The organism is Kribbella sp. NBC_00359 (assembly GCF_036097425.1).
In the GTDB taxonomy this organism is placed as follows: domain Bacteria; phylum Actinomycetota; class Actinomycetes; order Propionibacteriales; family Kribbellaceae; genus Kribbella.
On sequence record NZ_CP107975.1, the window covers coordinates 7,058,623 to 7,075,880 of the forward strand.

The window sequence follows — 17,258 nt, forward strand, 5'->3', positions numbered from 1 at the left end:
TGGTTCCAGGAGACGAGATAACCTGATCGAATGCTGGAATCGGTGGGGGTGGAGCCACCCGACGAAGAGGCATACCGGGTGCTGTTGTCGGCGCCCGGCTGCGACATCGCCGAGCTCGCCAAACACCTCGACCGCGACGAGCGCGAGGTCGCCACGACCGTCGAGCGGCTCGAGCGGCTCGGCCTGCTGACCACCACCGCGGACCACCCGGTGCGGCTGCTGCCGACTCGCCCGGATGTGGCGGTCGACGCGTTGGTCGCCGTACGGCGGGCCGAGCTCGACCGGGTTCGCGCCGAGGCCCGCGTGCTGCTCTCCGAGGTCCGGGCGCAGGAGCAGCACCGCCCGGAGAATCTGGTCGAGGTGATCGTCGGGCAGGAGGCGATCGCGGCCCGCTTCGCCCAGTTGCTCAACGGCACGCGTCACCAGTTGCTGGTGCTGGACCGGCCGCCGTACGCGTCCCGGCCCGGCGAGACCGACCCCCGGGTCCGCGGTCTGCTCAACGAGGGTGTGGTTGTCCAGGGCATCTACTCTCCCGACTCCCTGAACGTTCCGGGCGGCGTGGACGAGGCCTACAGCGCGGCGGATGCCGGCGAGGCCTCGCGGGTCCATCCGCAGGTCCCGATGAAGCTGGCCGTGTTCGACCGGAAGATCGCCCTACTGCCGTTGTCGGTCGATCAGCTGGTCGACAGTGCCCTCGTTGTTCATCCCTGTGCGCTGCTGGACGCGCTGATCGAGATGTTCTGGCTGCTCTGGGACCAGGCCGTGCCCGTCGTACCGTCGCCCATGACGGACCCGACGGACGCGCGGCTGATGACGTTGCTCGCGGCCGGCTTCAAGGATGACGCGATCGCGCGGCAGCTCGGTCTGAGCAGCCGCACGGTCGGACGGCGGGTGGCCGAGTTGATGGAGGCGCTGGGTGCGCGGACCCGGTTCCAGGCCGGCATCCACGCCCAGCGCCGCCAACTCCTCGACGACTGAATCAAGCCGGCTGACTCAGGCCGGCTGACTCAGCAGGTGCCGAGCATCTGCTGCAGAGCGGTCTTCTCCGCCGACTGCAGCGACAGGCCGTACGTGTACTTCACCCAGATCCACTCGCGGGCGTAGATGCAGTGCACCGACGTGTTCGTCGGCTTCCAGGAGGCCGGGTCGGAGTCGCCCTTGGACCGGTTGCTCGACGCGGACACGGCGATCAGCTGCGCGATGCTCAGGTCGTTGGCGAACTGCTGACGGCGAGCGGTGGTCCAGGCGTTCGCACCGGACTTCCAGGCCTCGGCGAGCGGCACGATGTGGTCGATGTCGATGGACGAGGAGGATTCCACCCAGGTGGCGTCGTACACGCTGTACCAGCTCCCTGCGGTCGGCTGGCAGCTGCCGTTGACGGTGACACCGGTGCCGTCGCGCTTCAGCACCTGTTCGCGCGTGTCACAGGTGCCGGACTGGGTGATCCAGTGCGGGAAGAGATCCCGGCTGTAGCCGCTCGTAGAGCCCTCCGTCTTCACGGTGAGGCTCGCCAATTCGGTGGCCGCTGTCGTGGCCGACGGCGGGGTCGGTGGGTAGGCCAGCGCCGGACCGGCGCTGAGGGTCCACGCCGCGGTCGCGGCGACTGTGGTGATGGCAGCAATGATCGAACGTCGCATCGGTCAGCCTCCGAGGGTAGGGCGGATCCCCCCTGACGTGCTGCCCTCAAGCCTTCCCCGGTCACGCGCGGTGAGAAACCACCCACCGGTGAAAGCCATGTGAACGGTCAGTCGTGCTCCACCACGGTCAGCGTCCAGCCGCCGGCGGCGCGATCGAGCTCGGCGTTCCACCGCTCGGCCACGAGCTTGTGCAGGGCCTTCGGCGTACCGGGATCCTTGCCGGACTCGAGCAGGTGCCGGGCGACCAGGCCGCGGGTGTGCTTTGCGTTGTGCGACACGACCGTTCGTACGCCGTCGCGTTCGCGCACCACATTCACCGAGACCCACTTGGCTGCCTGTTCGCGAGTGGGTCGCCAGGCAGCGACGTACGTCGAGGACCGGCAGTCGACGATGACACCGTCGGCCTCGGCCAGGACCGCGTTGAGCGGGTCGCGCCACACCGATGCGAGCGGACCGAGACCTGGCAGAGTCGTACTCATGGACAGCCGGTACGGCGGGACGCGATCGGCCATCCGCAACGCCCCCCACGCGGCGGACACGACGAGCAGGCGGTTCCCGGCACGCCGCTTGCTTCCTGCTGACAAGGTCGCATAGCCGAGCGCGTCGTACAGGACGCCGGAGTACAGCTCCGACACCGGTACGGCCGGCTCGGTCCGCCACCGCGTGTTCCGGTCCACCTCATGTTGCAGTGATGCGCCGACCCCGAGGACGTCGTACGCGTCGGAGGAAGCGGAGACCTTCCCCAGCGTCTCGAGGACCTGCTCGCGGACGGGATTGAGTTGTGCGAAGGACAACGCCGAGAAGTCGGCGGCGCGGCCGCGGGATCGTCCGGTCTTACCCTCCGACGGCGGCAGCAGGACCAGCGTCACGTGAGATCGTCCAGGGCGGCCAGGTCGGCGGCGGTCGGGTCCCACAGGCCGGCTGCGACGTTCTGCGCGATCTGCTCGGGCGTGGTGGCGCCGGCGATCACCGAGGCGACCGCCGGCTGCGCGGCCAGGCCGCCGATCGCGACGTCGATCAGGCTCAGGTCCCGCTCGGCAGCGAACGTCTCGAGGGCCTCGATCTTGTCGAAGTCGGCGTTGGCCAGCCGGTCCGGCTGGGTCGCCAGGCGGGTGCCGTCCGGAGGCGTCTCGCCGCGTTTGTACTTGCCGGTGAGCAGGCCCGAGGACAGCGGGAAGAACGGCAGGATGCCGAGACCGAGGTGCTCGCACGCGGGCGCCAGCTCGTCCTCGGCCTCGCGGTCGAGCAGCGAGTACCGGTTCTGCGCGCTGACGAAGTGCTCCAGCCCCGCGGTCCGCGCGGCCCAGTCCGCGTCGACGACCTGCCAGGCCGCGAACTGCGAGCTGCCGATGTAGCGGACCTTGCCCTCGGCAACGAGCTCGGTCAGCGCGGCGAGAGTCTCCTCGATCGGCGTGACAGGGTCCGGGACGTGCAGCTGGTAGAGGTCGATCCAGTCGGTGCCGAGCCGCTGCAGGCTCGACTCGACCGCCTTGCGGATGTACCGGCGGGAGCCACGGACACCCCAGTCCGGCCCGTTCGCACCGTGCATGTCGCCGCCGAACTTGGTCGCGATCACCACCTCGTCGCGGCGGTCGCCGAGCGCCTTGCCGAGCAGTTCCTCGCTGAACCCGTGCTCGCCGTGATAGACGTCCGCGGTGTCGAACAGCGTGATCCCCGCGTCGACCGCGGCGTTCACCACCGCGTCCGTCCGGGCCGCGTCCAGCCGCCGCCCGAAGTTGTTGCACCCCAGCCCGACCGTACTCACTGTCAGACCCGAGTCGCCCAGCTGCCGGTACTCCATCTCGCTCATGTGCTCACCCTAATCACCGCATAGAGTTGCCAGCATGCCGAGTCTCACCGTCGCGGGCGCCCGCACTCGGGCCGCCGCGCTCTCCGTCCAGTCGTACGACGTCGATCTCGACCTCACCCAGGGCGAGCGAACGTTCGGATCCACCACCACGATCAGGTTCAGGGCCTCGAGTCCGACGACCTGGCTGGACGTCAAACCGGACGAGCTGATCTCGGTCACGCTGAACGGTACGGCGGTCGACGTGGCCGGACTGAACGACGGACGGCTCGAGCTGACCGACCTGCAGCCGGAGAACGAGCTGGTCGTGGTCGCGTCGATGCTGTACTCGCACGACGGCGAGGGACTGCACCGCGCGGTCGACGCCGCAGACGGTCTCGTCTACACCTACGCGATGTCGTTCCTCGACGCCGCGCCGCGGATCTTCGCGTGCTTCGACCAGCCCGACCTCAAGGCGCCGTACCGGATGAAGGTCACCGCGCCGCCGGAGTGGCTGGTGCTCGGCAACGGCGCCGCCACCCAGGTCTCCCCCGGCCGTTGGGAGCTCGCCGAGACGCTGCCGCTGTCGACGTACTTCGTCACCGTGGTGGCCGGGCCGTACTACCAGCTCACCGACTCCCACGACGGCATCCCGCTCAGCGTGGTGTCGCGGCAGTCACTGAAGGAAGCGCTCGACCGCGAGGCCGAGGACATGTTCACCGTCACCAAGCAGTCCTTCGACGAGTACCACCGGATGTTCGGTTACCGGTACCCGTTCGGTGAGTACCACCAGGCGTTCGTGCCGGAGTTCAACGCCGGCGCGATGGAGAACCCGGGCTGCGTGACCTTCCGCGACTCGATGGTGTTCCGGTCCGCGGCGACCGACGCCGAGCGCGGCAACCGGGCCCGCACGATCGTCCACGAGATGGCGCACCAGTGGTTCGGCGACACGGTGACGATGAAGTGGTGGAACGACCTCTGGCTGAACGAGTCCTTCGCGGAGTACATGGCCCATCGGGTCTCGACGGCCGCTACGAACTACCAGGACAACTGGATCGACTTCGCCTTCATCCGCAAGTGGTGGGGCCTGCAGGCCGACCAGCGGTCCTCCACCCACCCGGTCGCCGCCGACGCGGTCAAGGACGCAGCGTCCTCCCTCGACGACTTCGACGGCATCTCCTACGCCAAGGGCGCGGCGGTCCTCAAGCAGCTCGCCGCCTACCTCGGTGACGACGTCTTCCTGGCCGGTGTCAACGCCCACATCCGCGCCAACGAGTTCGGCAACGCGACCTTCGCCGACCTGGTCACCAAGTGGACCGAAGCCGGCGCCGTCGACCTCGAGACCTGGGCACAGAACTGGCTGCGCACTCCGGGCCTCGACACCATCAGCGCCTCCCGGACCGCGACCGGCATCAAGCTGCACCGCACGGTGCCCGCGGCCTACCCGGCGTCCCGGCCGCACAAGCTGACCGTCGGCGGGTACGACGCGGACGGTCGCGGTAGGACGGTCGACGTACTGCTGGACGCGGACGAGGTGGAGGTCGCCCTCGATCCGTCGCTCGCGGTCGTGATCCCGGACGCCGGTGACGACACCTGGGCCAAGATCCGGCTCGACGCGGAGAGCCTGGCGAACCTGCCGTCGGTGCTGCCGAAGATCGAGGACGGCGTGACGCGGGCCGTCGTACTGAACAGCCTGCGGGACTCGGTCGCCGACGCCGAGCTCGATCCGAGGCTGGGGTTCGAGGTCGTGCTCGGGTTGCTGCCGACCGAGACCAGCGACATCGCAGTCGGCACGATGCTCAACTGGGCGAACACCCACCTGCTGGGTGTCTACCTGCCGTACGAGCCGTATCGCGGCCGGCTGGCCGACGCGATCGCCGCCCGGCTCGAGACCGCACCGACCGGTTCGAGCCTGCAACTCGCGGCGGCCCGTGGAGTGGCGCGCTTCAGCGACGACGTCGAACTGCTCAAGGGCTGGCTCGCGGATGACGGCGTACCCGAAGGGCTCGCGATGGATGCGGACCTGCGCTGGCTGGTGACCGGGCGGCTCGCGCGGCTCGGTGCGATCGGGGACGCGGAGATCGACGCCGAGCTGGAACGGGACACCTCGTCGGAGGGTGTCGTCCACGCGGTCCGCTGCCGGGCCTCGCTGCCGACGGTGGAGGCCAAGGAGCGGGCGTGGACGCAGATCATGACCGACGCCGACATCGCGAACTACGAGCTTTACGCCGCGTGTGAAGGCTTCTGGCATCCCACGCAGGTCGAGCTCACCGCGCCGTACGTCGACCGGTACTTCGCCGAGATCGCGGGCACCGAGAAGCTGCGGTCCGGCTGGGTGGTGGCGCAGAGCGCGAAGCTCGCGTTCCCCCGGTACGCCGTCGAGCAGCGGGTCGTCGACCGGGCCGCCGACCTGGTCGCGGACGAATCGGTCGCGGCCGGAATCCGGCGGTCGATCGGCGACAGTGTGGACGACCTGAAGCGTGCTCTTGCGGTGCGTTCGGCCTTCGGCAGCTGACAAGTGAGTCGCGGTCACACCGTGTTGTGACTACTGTGACTGGTGTGATCAGGAGGACCCTGATGACCAGGCAAGATGTGATTTCGTGACGTAACCTCCACAATGACCGGGCGGCACGGCGCGCCGGTCTTGGTCAGGCCGTACGTCCCGGGAGAGACTGTCAAGAACCGCACAGGAGAACAAAGGCAATGCGCGAGGCGAGGCTCGTCGGTCTGAGCCAGGATGGCAAGCAAGTCATCCTGGCGATGGCAGAGACGGGTGAGGAGTTCGCCATCCCGGTCGACGACCGGTTGCGTGCGGCCCTCCGCGGCGACCGTGCCCGACTCGGCCAGCTGGAGATTCAAATGGAGAGCGCGCTGCGCCCACGAGACATCCAGGCTCGTATCCGCGCCGGCGAAAGTCCCGAGGCGGTGGCAGCCGTCGCCCAGATGCCGATGGAACGCGTGATGGCGTTCGCCGGCCCGGTCCTTGCCGAGCGGGACCACATCGCGAGCCTGGCGCAGCGCGCGTCCGTCCGTCGCCGTGGTGGTGCCGACGCCCCGGCCCGCAACCTCGGCGCCTGGGTGACCGAGCGGCTGCGCACCCGCCAGGTCGACCCGGCGTCGGCCGAGTGGGACGCATGGCGGCGCGAGGACGGCCGCTGGGCGGTCCGGGTCTCCTACTTCGTCGAGGCCGACGACGAGGCGGAGAAGAAGGACGAGAAGATCGCCATGTTCGCGTACGACGCTCCCGGTCGGTACGCGGTCCCCGACGACGACGAGGCCCGCTGGCTGGTCGGTGAGCAGGCCCAGGTGCTGGCACCGCCGGTCCAGCCCACGCATCAGCCGGGCGAGCGCCGACTGACCGCGGTCGCCGACATCGACCTGTCCGTTGCTCCCGATCACGGTGCCGACAGCTACGAGGCCGGCTTCGAGGACACCGTCAGCCTCCCCCGCCGCAACCACCCGGCCTCCCGCGAGCAGACGCGGGAGCAGGAGCGTGGTCCGCGCCGGGTCCACTCGGTCCCGAACCCGGACGACGAGCCGACGCTGATCGACGTACCGGTCGATCAGCCACCGGCGCTGCGGCCGTCGGTGCGGGCCGTCGAGCGTTCTACGCAACCCCCGGCAGAGACCGCGTCGTTCGCACCTCCGGAGGAGCGCACCGCCGCGCCCGACAACCCCTTCACCGAGCGCCGAGCCACCCCTGACCGCGGCCCGGCCCCGGTCCGCCAGGCCCCCGAGTCTCGCGGCCCCGCCGACCGCCAGGCGCCTGAGTCCCGCACCTCGGACCCTCGTCGGCGCACCACCGAGCCGTCGACTCCGGCCGACCTCGAGGATGCGGCTCCGATCGACCGCGCGGCTTCTGCCGGACGTCCTGCCCCCGCCGACCGTCGGCCCACCTCGCCGGCCGAGCCGGCGCAGCCGCCCCTGGACCCAGCAGCAGAGCCGTCGGCTGCCGAGGCGCCGGACGCATCTGCCGATCCGGCCGCCCAGGAGGAAGCTCCCAGCGAGCCCAAGAAGAAGCCGGCCCGCCGAGGTTCCAAGCGCGCCAGCGTCCCGAGCTGGGACGAGATCATGTTCGGCAAGAAAGCCGACTGACGCTCCCGCCACCCGCTTGCTGACACATCACGGACAGTTGTCCCAGATGCCGGACGGTGTTTGGCAGGCGTGGGGAGGTCTGTCATGATCTTCGGCATGCAGATCCTGCTGTGTTGTTGCTGTTGTCGCTGACGCGCGCCGTCTCCGGCGCACGAGGCCCTGCCCCTTTCCGTGGCCCGCCCGCCGACACAGCACTCACAGGAACTTCGCATGAATCTCCCGGCTTTCGCCGATCTGCTCGCGTCTCGTGGTCTCCGACTGCTCTCCGGCTCGCACGCCGTCCCGGTCGAGCTGCTCGTTCAGTTGCCCGACGCAACAATCGCCCGGTTCACCGCCCGCGGCACCACGCTCCGCCTGCGCCGCTACTCCCCCGACGCGCTGACCGCGATCACCATCGCGGCCGAGTGCGGCTGCGGTGACCACCACCCCCAGACCGGCCCCACCCGCGTCGCCTTGAGCCGGTACGCCGTACCCCTCGACGTACGCACCATCGACGGCGAGCTCCTCTTCGGCTGGCAGCACCACGAAGCCGGCCTGCTACGCCTCCCCGACGCCGCCACCCACTTCTTCACCCTCCTCGACCAACTCCACTCCCCCACCCGCCAACTAGTCGGCGTCGCCTAAGCGGAAAACGAGATGCCGGGAGCCTGAACTGCCCGATCCCCGGCGACCGAGAGACCCCGACCATTCCGCGGCACCCGACCCTGCGGGCATGCCCGGGGGGATAGCCAGCCGTTCCGTGGGTCCCCCGGACACCAATCCATCCCAGCCGACATCCCTGCGCCAGCCCCAGTCGCTGGTAGCCGCCACCCGGCCGCCCGGCTGCCTCGGTCGGTCACTTTGTGCATCAGATCCTTACGGCGCCGGCCCTCCGGGTACGGATCTGGTGCACAAAGTCGATTTCTGCTGTGGCCGACAGCGGTTCGGCCAGAGTCCGGGCTCGATTCCGCGGTGCTGGCACATTCGCCAAGCAGACGGGGTCCTGGCCGGTCACGCTCCGATTCGGGCCGGCGGTGAGCTGACGGTGGGGTTGGTGAGTGTCTCAGGTCCGCACCCGCACCGACCCCCGCAACCGCGGCCCACTCCGGCGCGTTTCGTCTGCGGCGCCGTGTGGAGGGCGGGGAGCGCGGACACCATGCCGGGGCCTGGAAGACGTCATGACCTGTCCCAGGTCCCGACACCTTGTCCTAGGTCTCTGCTTCTGGCCGAAGTCCGGCTTCCGTACGGCGCCGGTCGGAGAGGGTTGTCGTTTCGCCCCACATTGTGCGCCGGTCGAGCCTTGCAGCGGTGGGTCGGTGGTTGATCGGTGCACGTGGTTGGGCGGAGTCGGCGACCACGGGACGACGGGATCCCCTCGAACGTTCTGGGCGGCCGGGACCAGGCGGGGTTCAGGGGCGGCGGTGGGCTGGTTCGTGGGTGTCGAAGTGGTTGCGGGCTTGTTCGACCTTGGTCAGGTTGGGGGACCATTCGGCGAGTGAATGGAACAGCGGGGCCAGGCTGCGGCCGAGGTCGCTGAGTTCGTACTCGACGCGCGGCGGGACCTCCGCGTGGTACGTGCGGTGGATCAGTCCGTCTCGCTCCAGTTGCCGGAGCCGCTGCGTCAGGACCTTCGGCGTGATGACGCCGATCCGGCGCTGCAACTCCACGAACCGCTGCCGGCCGTACTCGTTCAGCGTCCACAGGATCGGCGTCGTCCACCGGCTGAACACCAGATCCACCACCGGCGCGATCGGACAGGCCTGCACCGGATCCACCGCTGTGCTCTCGCTCACAACCCCGCCTCCCAGCCAATACTTTCCTCTAGGTACCTACTATCCCACGGCAAGTAGCGTCCGCGTCAGATCAACCGAACGAGGAGAGAACATGATCGTGGTCACCGGAGCAACCGGAAACGTCGGCCGCCCGCTCATCCAGTCCCTGGCCGCCGCAGGCGAGCAGGTCACCGCAGTGTCCCGCCGGATCTCCGACGTACCGAACGACGTACCGAACGGCGTACGGCGCCTGCAGGCCGACCTGTCTCAGCCGGAGACTCTCGTGCCGGCACTCGAAGGAGCGGAGGCGGTCTTCTTGCTGACGGCCGCCGAGTTCCTGGCCAACGGCAACATGAAGGACGTCATGGAGGTCGTCGAAGCCGCCGGCGTCGAGCGCGTCGTCCTGCTGTCTTCGCAGGGCGTCGGCACCAAGCGGCACCCGTCGGACCTCGAGGACGCGGTGACGCAGTCCGGCCTCGGCTGGACGATGCTGCGCCCTGGTAACTTCGCCAGCAACGCCTTCCAGTGGGCCGAGTCGATCCGCACCCAGCGGCTGATGGCGGCCCCGTTCGCCGACGTCGCCCTGCCGGCCGTCGACCCTGACGACATCGCCGAGGTCGCCGCCGCTGCGCTCCGCGACCAGAGTCACGCCGGCAACATCTACGCGCTGACCGGACCTGTGGCGATCTCGCCGCGACAGCAGGCCGACGCGATCGGCCAGGCCGTTGGTGAGCCGGTGCAGTTCGTCGAGCTCAGTCGCGAGGAGGCACACACTCGCATGCTCGCCTACATGCCCGAGCCGGTCGTCGAGGCGACCCTCGGCGCACTCGGTACGCCGACCGCGGCCGAGCAAGAGGTGAGCCCCGACGTGGAGAATGTGCTCGGCCGACCCGCGCGGACCTTCACGGACTGGGTCACCCGCAACCTCCCCGCGTTCAAGTAGTCCGGACCAACGGCAGGAAGACGTCGTCGACGAGTGACGTGAGGGTCGAGGCGGCGACAGGCTCGCGGGCGAACACCATCTCGTGGCGCAGCAGGTTGGTGGGTGCGGTGAGGACCCGGGCGGGAACATCCCCGGTCGGGATCTCACCGCGGGCCGCCGCCCGCTGGACGATCGTCGCCATCACGTCCGACATCCGGCTGTAGACCTCCGGATCCAGATCCGGAGCCTCGGCCAGCAGACCGTGGACGATGTCGGGCCCGACCGACGCGAACCGGTCGGCCATCCGCTGCAGTACGGCGAGGACGTCATCGCGCAGGCTCCCCGTGTCCGGAATGTCCTCGACGATCGAGCCCGTCCGATGCCGCATCGCCGCGACCACCAGCTCGGCCCGGTTTCGCCACCGCCGATACAGCACCTGCTTGCCGGTGTGGGCCCGCGCGGCGACCGCCTCCATCGTCAGCCGTGCGTACCCGGACTCCATCAACTCGTCCCAGGCGGCGTCGAGCAGCACAGCCTCCAGCTCGGCACCCCGCCGGCGCTGCGTCTGCTCCATCGATCGACTCCTCCACGAAGAGACCTTGCGTCTCTTAACGATCCGAGCTTACGCTGAAACGCGTAAGAGACGCAACGTCTCTAAGGAGTCGCTCGGATGACCACAATCACGCCCGACCGCCTGGATCGGGCGGTTCTCAAGCTTGCCGCCGTGCTGGTCCTCGGCGCGCTGGCGCCGCTGCTCGACAGCACGATCGTCACCGTCGCGATCCACACCCTCGGCGCCGACCTGGGCGCGCCGGTGTCCACGGTCCAATGGGTGAGTACGGCGTACCTGCTCGCCCTGGCGATCGCGATCCCGATCACCGGCTGGTCCGCGAACCGGTTCGGCGCCAAGCGAATGTGGATCGTCGCGCTGGCTCTCTTCCTGGCCGGATCGATGCTGTGTGGAGTCGCTTGGAACATCGGCTCGCTGATCGCGTTCCGGGTGATCCAGGGCCTCGGGGGCGGACTCATGCTGCCGATCCTCCAGACCCTGCTGTTGCGCGCGGCCGGTCGCGATCGCATCGGCCGGCTGATGGCCGTCGTCACGCTGCCCGCGCTGATCGGCCCGATTCTCGGCCCGGTGATCGGCGGCCTGCTGGTGGGCCACCTCAGCTGGCGGTGGATCTTCTACGTCAACGCTCCGATCTGCATCCTCGCGATCGTCCTCGCCATCCGCACGCTCAAGCCCGACCCGGAGCCGACGCGCGCAGCCCTGGACGTTCCCGGCCTGCTGCTGATCTCGCCCGCTCTGGCCGGCATCATCTACGGCCTCACCCAGGTCGGCGCGTACGGCGGCTTCGGCCACGTCGCCGTTCTGCTCCCGATCGGCGTCGGCCTGGTCCTCCTGCTCGCCTTCGTTCTCAGAAGGACCGCCGAACCATTGATCGACCTCACGCTCTTCCACACGAGATCGTTCGCCGCATCGACCGTCCTGCTCTTCCTCACCGGCTTCGGCCTGTACGGCGCGATGTTGCTGCTCCCGCTCTTCTACCAGCAGGCTCGAGGCGAGACCGTGACCGCCGCCGGACTTCTCCTCGTCCCACAAGGCATCGGCAGCCTGCTCGCCCGGGTCGCCGGCGGCATCACCGATCGGCTCGGCGCCCGCCCAGTGGTCCTCGTAGGCATCGCTCTGACCACAATCGGCACGATCCCGTTCGCCTTCGCGGGTACGACGTACGTCCTGCAGGCGATCGCTCTCGTCGTGCGTGGGGCGGGACTGAGTGCGGTCAACCTGGCGGTGATGGTCGGCGCCTTCCGGGAGCTCGAGCCGCGGCAGATCCCGGACGCCAGCAGCACGACCCGGATCATGCAGCAGCTCGGTGGCGCGTTCGGCGCAGCCACCCTGGCCGTGGTCCTGCAGAACCAGCTGACCGACCACACCGCGCGGACCGCCTACGCGTACAGCTTCACCTGGGCGATCGCGTTCACCGTGATCGCGGCCGTTCCGGCCGTTCTGCTGCCCCAGAGGCCGGGCTCTTGAATAAATAACACGCTTGGTTTAACTTATCCGCGCACCTGCTGTCGCATGTACTCCGGCCCGCCACCTGGAGGTTTTCAGCATGTCCAGACGCCTGCTCGCGCGGGTCCTTCCCGCTCTCCTTCTCTCGAGCGTGATCGCCGTACCAACGGCCCACGCCGCCACGATGTACCCGAGCGGGGTCGGCACCGACCTCGGACCGACGCCGACGACGCTCGGGGTGAAACCTGCGGCCGGCGACGATCCCGCCGGGCTCCGGACCGGCGCCGAACAGGGCCGGACCTACTGGCAGACCAACCAGGCCGCGAACACCGGCTACCTCGAGTTCGACGTCGACCGTGACTACGTCGACGAGATCGGCACCGACGACGTCCTGGTGACGGTGACCTATCTCGACACCGGCACCGGCACGCTCGAGCTGCAGTACGACGCCAAGACGAATCCGCAGGCGGACACGACGGACGTCCAGCTGACCAACACGGGCCAGTGGAAGACAGGCGTCTTCGAGCTCACCGACATCGGATTCACCAACCGGCTGGGCGACGCCGACCTGAGGCTCTTCGGGAGCGCCGACATCACCGTCGCCGGCCTCCGGATCAGTACGGCGGGCGCCTCGGTGCAGCTCGGTGCGTCGCCGATCCAGAGCGGCATCAGTCCGCGCGCCGGGGACGACGCGGCGCATCTCGTCACCGGAGTGCAGGACGGCCGTCCGTACTGGCAGACCGATCACACCGCTCCGGCACCGGGCACGAACTTCTTCTACATGAACGTCGCCGACACCTACCTGTACGACAACCGCAGCCTGGTGCTGATCAGCATCGACTACTTCGACGAGGGCAACGGCCAGTTCGGCCTGCACTACGACTCCCCGGGCGAGACGATCCCGGAGAAGTTCAAGAACTCCGAAGTCGTTCGCTACGGCGACACCAAGACCTGGAAGACGTACACCTTCGCCCTGCCCGACGCGGTGATGACGAACCGCTCCAACGGCGGTGACTTCCGCATCCACAACGGCGACGGCTCGGTCGACCTCAAGGTCGCGGCCGTCCGCGTCGCCAAGGTCGCGACAACGCTCAACGTCACCGAGGGCCTCCTCGACCTGATCGACCAGGCCGCGCGGACCGAGAAGGCCGCCCGCGAAGGCACCCGCGACGGCCAGTACCCGGCCGGCTCCCGCGCCGCCTTCCGCGCCGCGATCGACGACGCCCGTGCAGTCGCGGCCACGCCAGGCGTGACCGACGTACAGGTCAAGGCGGCACTGCAGACCCTGCAAGCCAAGCTGGACGCGTTCACTGCGTCGGCGGTCGACACCAACTTCGCCGGATCCGGTACGGCGACCGCCAGCAGCGGCACCGGGGTCACCAACGTGAACGACGGCAACCACAACACCGCCTGGACCAGCGGCCCGGGCGACTCGTGGCTGCAACTCGACCTCGGCAAGCCGCGACCGGTCAACGACGTCCGCGTCGAATGGGCCGAGGCCTACTCCCCCGACTACACCGTCCAGGTCTCGAACGACGGCACCAAGTTCACCGGTGTCGGCCGGATCGGCTCACCGGGCGGCAACCAGGTCAGCAGGACCCGGTTCGCGACCACCTCCGCGCGGTACGTCCGGGTCGCGATGACCGGTGCCGACTCCTTCATCGTCAAGGAACTCGAGCTCCGGCAGTCCCCGGTCGTGACACCGACGCCGCGCCTGGTCGACACGATCAACCCGACCGAGGACGGCGTCGTCGCCGACTTCGACGCCACCCAGTACGGCGCTGATCGCACCGGCCGGCGTGATTCCACCAAGGCGATCCAGCAGGCGATCTACGCCTGCCAGGACGCGGGCGGCGGCACGATCTGGCTCCCGGCCGGTAAGTACAAGGTGACCGACACGATCGAGGTGCACGCGTTCTGCACCCTCCGCGGTGATCACGGCCAGGCGCCCGGCTACGGCACCGTGGTCATCGCCGACCTGCCGTCAGGTGACGACGGACCGAGCCTGTTCCGGATCGGCGGCAGCGCCGGCGTCCTCGGCGTCACGACGTACTACCCGAACCAGAACGCGACCGACCCGGTCCCGTACAACTACACGTTCGAGATCCCCGGCGGCGCCTGGATCGGCAACGAGAACTACATGATGGCGACCGTCTCCGACGTCACCATGCTCAACTCGTACCGCGGTATCGGCGTCAGCACGATGCCGAACGACCAAGGCAACGCCCCCAGCTCCGGCCAGGTGCACGAGTCGACCACCATCCGCAACATCAGCGGTACGGCGCTGTTCGAGGGTGCCCGTGCCTACAACGGCGCCGATGTCGGCACCTGGGAGAACGTTGCCTTCAGCAACTCCTACTGGGCGTCCGCCCCGGCCGCCTACCACCCGCCGGCCCGTACGGCGCTGGACGCGTGGACCCGCGCGCACGGCACCGGCCTGGTCCTCGGCGACCTCGAGTGGGATCAGTTCCATCGGATCTCACTGGCCGACTACGCGGTCGGGATCCATGTCGTCGCCGGCCAGCGGGCCCAGTTCACCGGAAGCTTCCTGGAGCCCGACATCCGGCGGACCGGGACCGGCCTGCTCGTCGACGTGATGGACGACCGGTGGGGCATGACGCTCGCGGCCGGCCGGATCGAGGGCAGTGACCACGCGATCCAGAACAACTCGCGCGGCTACGTCAAGGTCACCGGCACCTCGCTGACCGGCGCCGTCGACGGCATCGTGCACCGGATGTCCGGCACGGCACCGACGTACCAGACGAAGCCGCTGCCCAAGCCGAAGCAGTCGCTGTATGTCGTCGACGCGGCGCACGGGGTCGGGTATCTGCCGGCCGCCGACGCCACGAGCGCCGTACAGAAGGTCCTGGACAAGGCGGGCCGCGGCGGTGGCGGCATCGTCTACCTGCCCGCCGGGTGGTACCGGATCGGCACGCATCTCGCCGTCCCCGCGAAGGTCGAGCTGCGCGGCGCGTCCGCGGTGCCGAACCGGGACCAAGGTGTGCGAGCGGCGGCACGGTCCTGCAGGCGTTCGAGGGCCGCGGTGCGGCCGACACCGCAACCGCACTGGTCACTCTGGGCGGGACGAACGCGGGCCTTCGCGGACTTCGGGTCTTCTACCCGGACAACAACCCCGGCTCGACCGACGGTGTGGTCTCCTACCCGTACGCCGTTCGCGGGCACGCCGGCGGGAACTACGTCATCAACGCCGGCTTCCCGAACGCGTGGAACGGGATCGACCTCAGCGGTGACGACGTCGTGGTCCGCAAGGTCGCCGGCGCGTTCTTCGACCACGCGATCGCGATCGGCGCGGGCCGCGACGGCCGGATCGAGGGCGTGCTGTCGAACGGGAACGCGGTCACCCGGGTCGGCTACCAGCAGCCGCACTGGATGAACGAGGGCAGCATCTTCGAGCTCGTCATCGACAAGTACATGCGCAAGACCGCCAAGATCGTCACCGTCGACGGCGCCCGCGGACTCACCTTGCTCAACGTCTTCGCGTACGGCTTCCACGACGGACTCGTGGTGAACTCCGGTCAGGTGGACGCGTTCAACCTGGGCACGGACAACCTCGGCACCGACGGACACACGGTCTCGGTGGCCGGCGGCGACGTGGAGGCGACCAACCTCGCCCGCTACAACGGCGCCACCCTCGGTGGCCCGGCTACGCTCCGCAACGTGATGGTGATCAATGTCGTCCAGCGCGCCATCACGGTCCAGACCAGTGGAGCAGGCACCGCGAAGATCAGCGGCAACGAATCCGAACCCGGCACCTACGAAGTCGGCGCGCAGGTCACCGTGACGGCGACGGCAACATCGGATAGCGTTTTCCGGAACTGGACCGTCAACGGGACGGTGGTCTCGACCGAGCCGTCGTACACCTTTACCGTCAGCACGGACCAGGTTCTGACCGCGAACTTCCAGGCGAAGTAGGAGCGAGATGGCTGACACACACCAGCAGCAGGTCGCGATCGTGGGCTGCGGCATCATCGGCCGCATCCACGCGGACACCATCGCGGCACGGCCGGATGCGACCGTGACCGCCCTCGTCGACATCGACGCGGGCGCGCGGGAAGCGCTGGCGGCCCGGCTGAAGGAGGCGGGCCGGCCCGAACCGAAGCTGTACGACGATCTGGCCGGTGCGCTGAGTGGATCGGACGTCACGCTGGTCGCGATCTGCACCCCCAGCGGGACCCACGCCACACTGGCCGAGCAGGCGCTGAACGAGAAGAAGCACGTCGTCGTCGAGAAGCCACTCGATGTCGACCTGACCCGGGCCCGCCGCCTCGGCGCGGCGGCCACCCGGGCGGCGAACCACGGCGTGGTGTGCTCGGTGATCAGCCAGCACCGGTTCGACGCGGGCAGCGCGGTCGTCAAGCAGGCGATCGACAGCGGCCGGTTCGGTCAGCTCACGTCCGCCGTCGCGACGGTTGCCTGGTGGCGCAGCGACGAGTACTACGCCTCCGCGGGCTGGCGCGGCACCTGGGAACAGGACGGCGGCGGCGCATTGATGAACCAGGGTGTGCACACCGTCGACCTGCTGCTGTGGTTCATGGGCCGGCCGGTGAACATCCAGGCCCAGGCCCTGCGGTCCGCGCACCACGCGATCGAGGTCGAGGACACCGTGGTCGCGACGATCACCTTCGAGTCCGGTGCCGTCGGCACCCTGCACGCGACGACCGCGGCCTTCCCTGGTGGCCGGACGCGGGTGTCGGTGCACGGCACCGAGGGCGGCGCCGAGGTGGAGGACGATCTCCTCAGCCGCCTGAACGTCGACGGCAGGAAGGAGGACGCCCCGGTCGACGCCGGCTCGCCCGGCGGCCACAAGGCGCAGTACGACGACGTCCTCGCCGCGATCGCCGACGGTCAGCAGCCCGCGATCACGGTGGAGGACGGGATCGCCGCCCTGGCCACGGTCCGGGCGGTCTACATCGCGTCGACCCTGCAGCGTCCGGTCAAGTTCATCGACGTACTGGAAGGCCGGTACGACGACGTGGACGTATCCCGCGGGATCCGGCTGCCTCCGAACTGAGGACCGGGACGCGCCCGG

14 protein-coding genes are annotated in these 17,258 nt (G+C 69.2%); 9 read left to right on the forward strand and 5 right to left on the reverse strand.

Going from position 1 to position 17,258, the window contains the following annotated elements:
- The first annotated feature begins 30 nt into the window (after positions 1 to 30).
- On the forward strand, positions 31 to 978 hold the full coding sequence (locus tag OG876_RS34330) for a helix-turn-helix transcriptional regulator (protein WP_328520848.1): 948 nt from the start codon (positions 31 to 33) through the stop codon (positions 976 to 978).
- Between the two features lie 29 nt (positions 979 to 1,007).
- Here the strand turns inward: OG876_RS34330 and OG876_RS34335 are convergent, their stop codons facing one another.
- From OG876_RS34335 to OG876_RS34345, 3 genes are all read right to left on the reverse strand, one after another.
- Positions 1,008 to 1,637 carry an HNH endonuclease family protein gene (locus OG876_RS34335; RefSeq protein ID WP_328520849.1) on the reverse strand — a complete coding sequence of 210 codons (630 nt, stop codon included), beginning with the start codon at positions 1,635 to 1,637 and terminating at the stop codon, positions 1,008 to 1,010.
- A 107-nt stretch (positions 1,638 to 1,744) separates the two neighbouring features.
- The gene (locus OG876_RS34340; protein ID WP_328520850.1) at positions 1,745 to 2,506 is read right to left on the reverse strand and encodes a YaaA family protein; all 762 of its coding nucleotides are present in this window, start codon (positions 2,504 to 2,506) and stop codon (positions 1,745 to 1,747) included.
- Positions 2,503 to 3,447: an aldo/keto reductase gene (locus tag OG876_RS34345; protein WP_328520851.1), complete on the reverse strand. Its 945-nt coding sequence runs from the start codon at positions 3,445 to 3,447 to the stop codon at positions 2,503 to 2,505. The genes OG876_RS34340 and OG876_RS34345 overlap by 4 nt, the downstream gene beginning before the upstream one ends.
- A gap of 34 nt (positions 3,448 to 3,481) precedes the next feature.
- Here OG876_RS34345 and pepN point away from each other — a divergent pair, with 34 nt between their 5' ends.
- From pepN to OG876_RS34360, 3 genes are all read left to right on the forward strand, one after another.
- Entirely contained in the window at positions 3,482 to 5,938 is a 2,457-nt protein-coding gene (pepN, locus tag OG876_RS34350; protein ID WP_328520852.1) for an aminopeptidase N, read from the forward strand.
- 188 nt (positions 5,939 to 6,126) lie between these two features.
- On the forward strand, positions 6,127 to 7,518 hold the full coding sequence (sepH, locus tag OG876_RS34355; RefSeq protein ID WP_328520853.1) for a septation protein SepH: 1,392 nt from the start codon (positions 6,127 to 6,129) through the stop codon (positions 7,516 to 7,518).
- Positions 7,519 to 7,728: 210 nt separating this feature from the next.
- Entirely contained in the window at positions 7,729 to 8,142 is a 414-nt protein-coding gene (locus tag OG876_RS34360) for a hypothetical protein (RefSeq protein WP_328520854.1), read from the forward strand.
- A 764-nt stretch (positions 8,143 to 8,906) separates the two neighbouring features.
- Here the strand turns inward: OG876_RS34360 and OG876_RS34365 are convergent.
- Positions 8,907 to 9,290 (reverse strand): winged helix-turn-helix transcriptional regulator, encoded by a 384-nt coding sequence (locus tag OG876_RS34365; protein WP_328520855.1) that lies wholly within the window; start codon positions 9,288 to 9,290, stop codon positions 8,907 to 8,909.
- A gap of 91 nt (positions 9,291 to 9,381) precedes the next feature.
- Between OG876_RS34365 and OG876_RS34370 the strand changes: the two genes are divergently transcribed.
- Entirely contained in the window at positions 9,382 to 10,212 is an 831-nt protein-coding gene (locus OG876_RS34370; RefSeq protein WP_328520856.1) for an NAD(P)H-binding protein, read from the forward strand.
- On the opposite strand, the gene OG876_RS34375 is transcribed toward OG876_RS34370, so the two are convergent.
- On the reverse strand, positions 10,205 to 10,765 hold the full coding sequence (locus OG876_RS34375) for a TetR/AcrR family transcriptional regulator (RefSeq protein WP_328520857.1): 561 nt from the start codon (positions 10,763 to 10,765) through the stop codon (positions 10,205 to 10,207). The genes OG876_RS34370 and OG876_RS34375 overlap by 8 nt on opposite strands.
- A gap of 96 nt (positions 10,766 to 10,861) precedes the next feature.
- Here OG876_RS34375 and OG876_RS34380 point away from each other — a divergent pair, with 96 nt between their 5' ends.
- The 4 genes from OG876_RS34380 (at position 10,862) to OG876_RS34395 (ending at position 17,240) form a co-directional block, all read left to right on the forward strand.
- Positions 10,862 to 12,229: a DHA2 family efflux MFS transporter permease subunit gene (locus OG876_RS34380; protein ID WP_328520858.1), complete on the forward strand. Its 1,368-nt coding sequence runs from the start codon at positions 10,862 to 10,864 to the stop codon at positions 12,227 to 12,229.
- A 79-nt stretch (positions 12,230 to 12,308) separates the two neighbouring features.
- Positions 12,309 to 15,602: a discoidin domain-containing protein gene (locus tag OG876_RS34385; RefSeq protein WP_328520859.1), complete on the forward strand. Its 3,294-nt coding sequence runs from the start codon at positions 12,309 to 12,311 to the stop codon at positions 15,600 to 15,602.
- A 287-nt stretch (positions 15,603 to 15,889) separates the two neighbouring features.
- On the forward strand, positions 15,890 to 16,141 hold the full coding sequence (locus OG876_RS34390; RefSeq protein WP_328526994.1) for an InlB B-repeat-containing protein: 252 nt from the start codon (positions 15,890 to 15,892) through the stop codon (positions 16,139 to 16,141).
- Between the two features lie 7 nt (positions 16,142 to 16,148).
- On the forward strand, positions 16,149 to 17,240 hold the full coding sequence (locus OG876_RS34395) for a Gfo/Idh/MocA family protein (protein WP_328520860.1): 1,092 nt from the start codon (positions 16,149 to 16,151) through the stop codon (positions 17,238 to 17,240).
- Positions 17,241 to 17,258 lie beyond the last annotated feature (18 nt).

What these genes read in the sequence shown, in the direction of transcription:
- OG876_RS34370 (WP_328520856.1), top strand. Translation starts at nt 9,382, where the DNA reads ATGATCGTGGTCACCGGAGCAACCGGAAACGTCGGCCGCCCGCTCATC.
- OG876_RS34360 (WP_328520854.1), top strand. Translation starts at nt 7,729, where the DNA reads ATGAATCTCCCGGCTTTCGCCGATCTGCTCGCGTCTCGTGGTCTCCGA.
- OG876_RS34335 (WP_328520849.1), bottom strand. Translation starts at nt 1,637, where the DNA reads ATGCGACGTTCGATCATTGCTGCCATCACCACAGTCGCCGCGACCGCG.
- OG876_RS34345 (WP_328520851.1), bottom strand. Translation starts at nt 3,447, where the DNA reads ATGAGCGAGATGGAGTACCGGCAGCTGGGCGACTCGGGTCTGACAGTG.
- pepN (WP_328520852.1), top strand. Translation starts at nt 3,482, where the DNA reads ATGCCGAGTCTCACCGTCGCGGGCGCCCGCACTCGGGCCGCCGCGCTC.
- OG876_RS34380 (WP_328520858.1), top strand. Translation starts at nt 10,862, where the DNA reads ATGACCACAATCACGCCCGACCGCCTGGATCGGGCGGTTCTCAAGCTT.
- OG876_RS34375 (WP_328520857.1), bottom strand. Translation starts at nt 10,765, where the DNA reads ATGGAGCAGACGCAGCGCCGGCGGGGTGCCGAGCTGGAGGCTGTGCTG.
- OG876_RS34330 (WP_328520848.1), top strand. Translation starts at nt 31, where the DNA reads ATGCTGGAATCGGTGGGGGTGGAGCCACCCGACGAAGAGGCATACCGG.
- OG876_RS34395 (WP_328520860.1), top strand. Translation starts at nt 16,149, where the DNA reads ATGGCTGACACACACCAGCAGCAGGTCGCGATCGTGGGCTGCGGCATC.
- OG876_RS34385 (WP_328520859.1), top strand. Translation starts at nt 12,309, where the DNA reads ATGTCCAGACGCCTGCTCGCGCGGGTCCTTCCCGCTCTCCTTCTCTCG.
- sepH (WP_328520853.1), top strand. Translation starts at nt 6,127, where the DNA reads ATGCGCGAGGCGAGGCTCGTCGGTCTGAGCCAGGATGGCAAGCAAGTC.
- OG876_RS34390 (WP_328526994.1), top strand. Translation starts at nt 15,890, where the DNA reads ATGGTGATCAATGTCGTCCAGCGCGCCATCACGGTCCAGACCAGTGGA.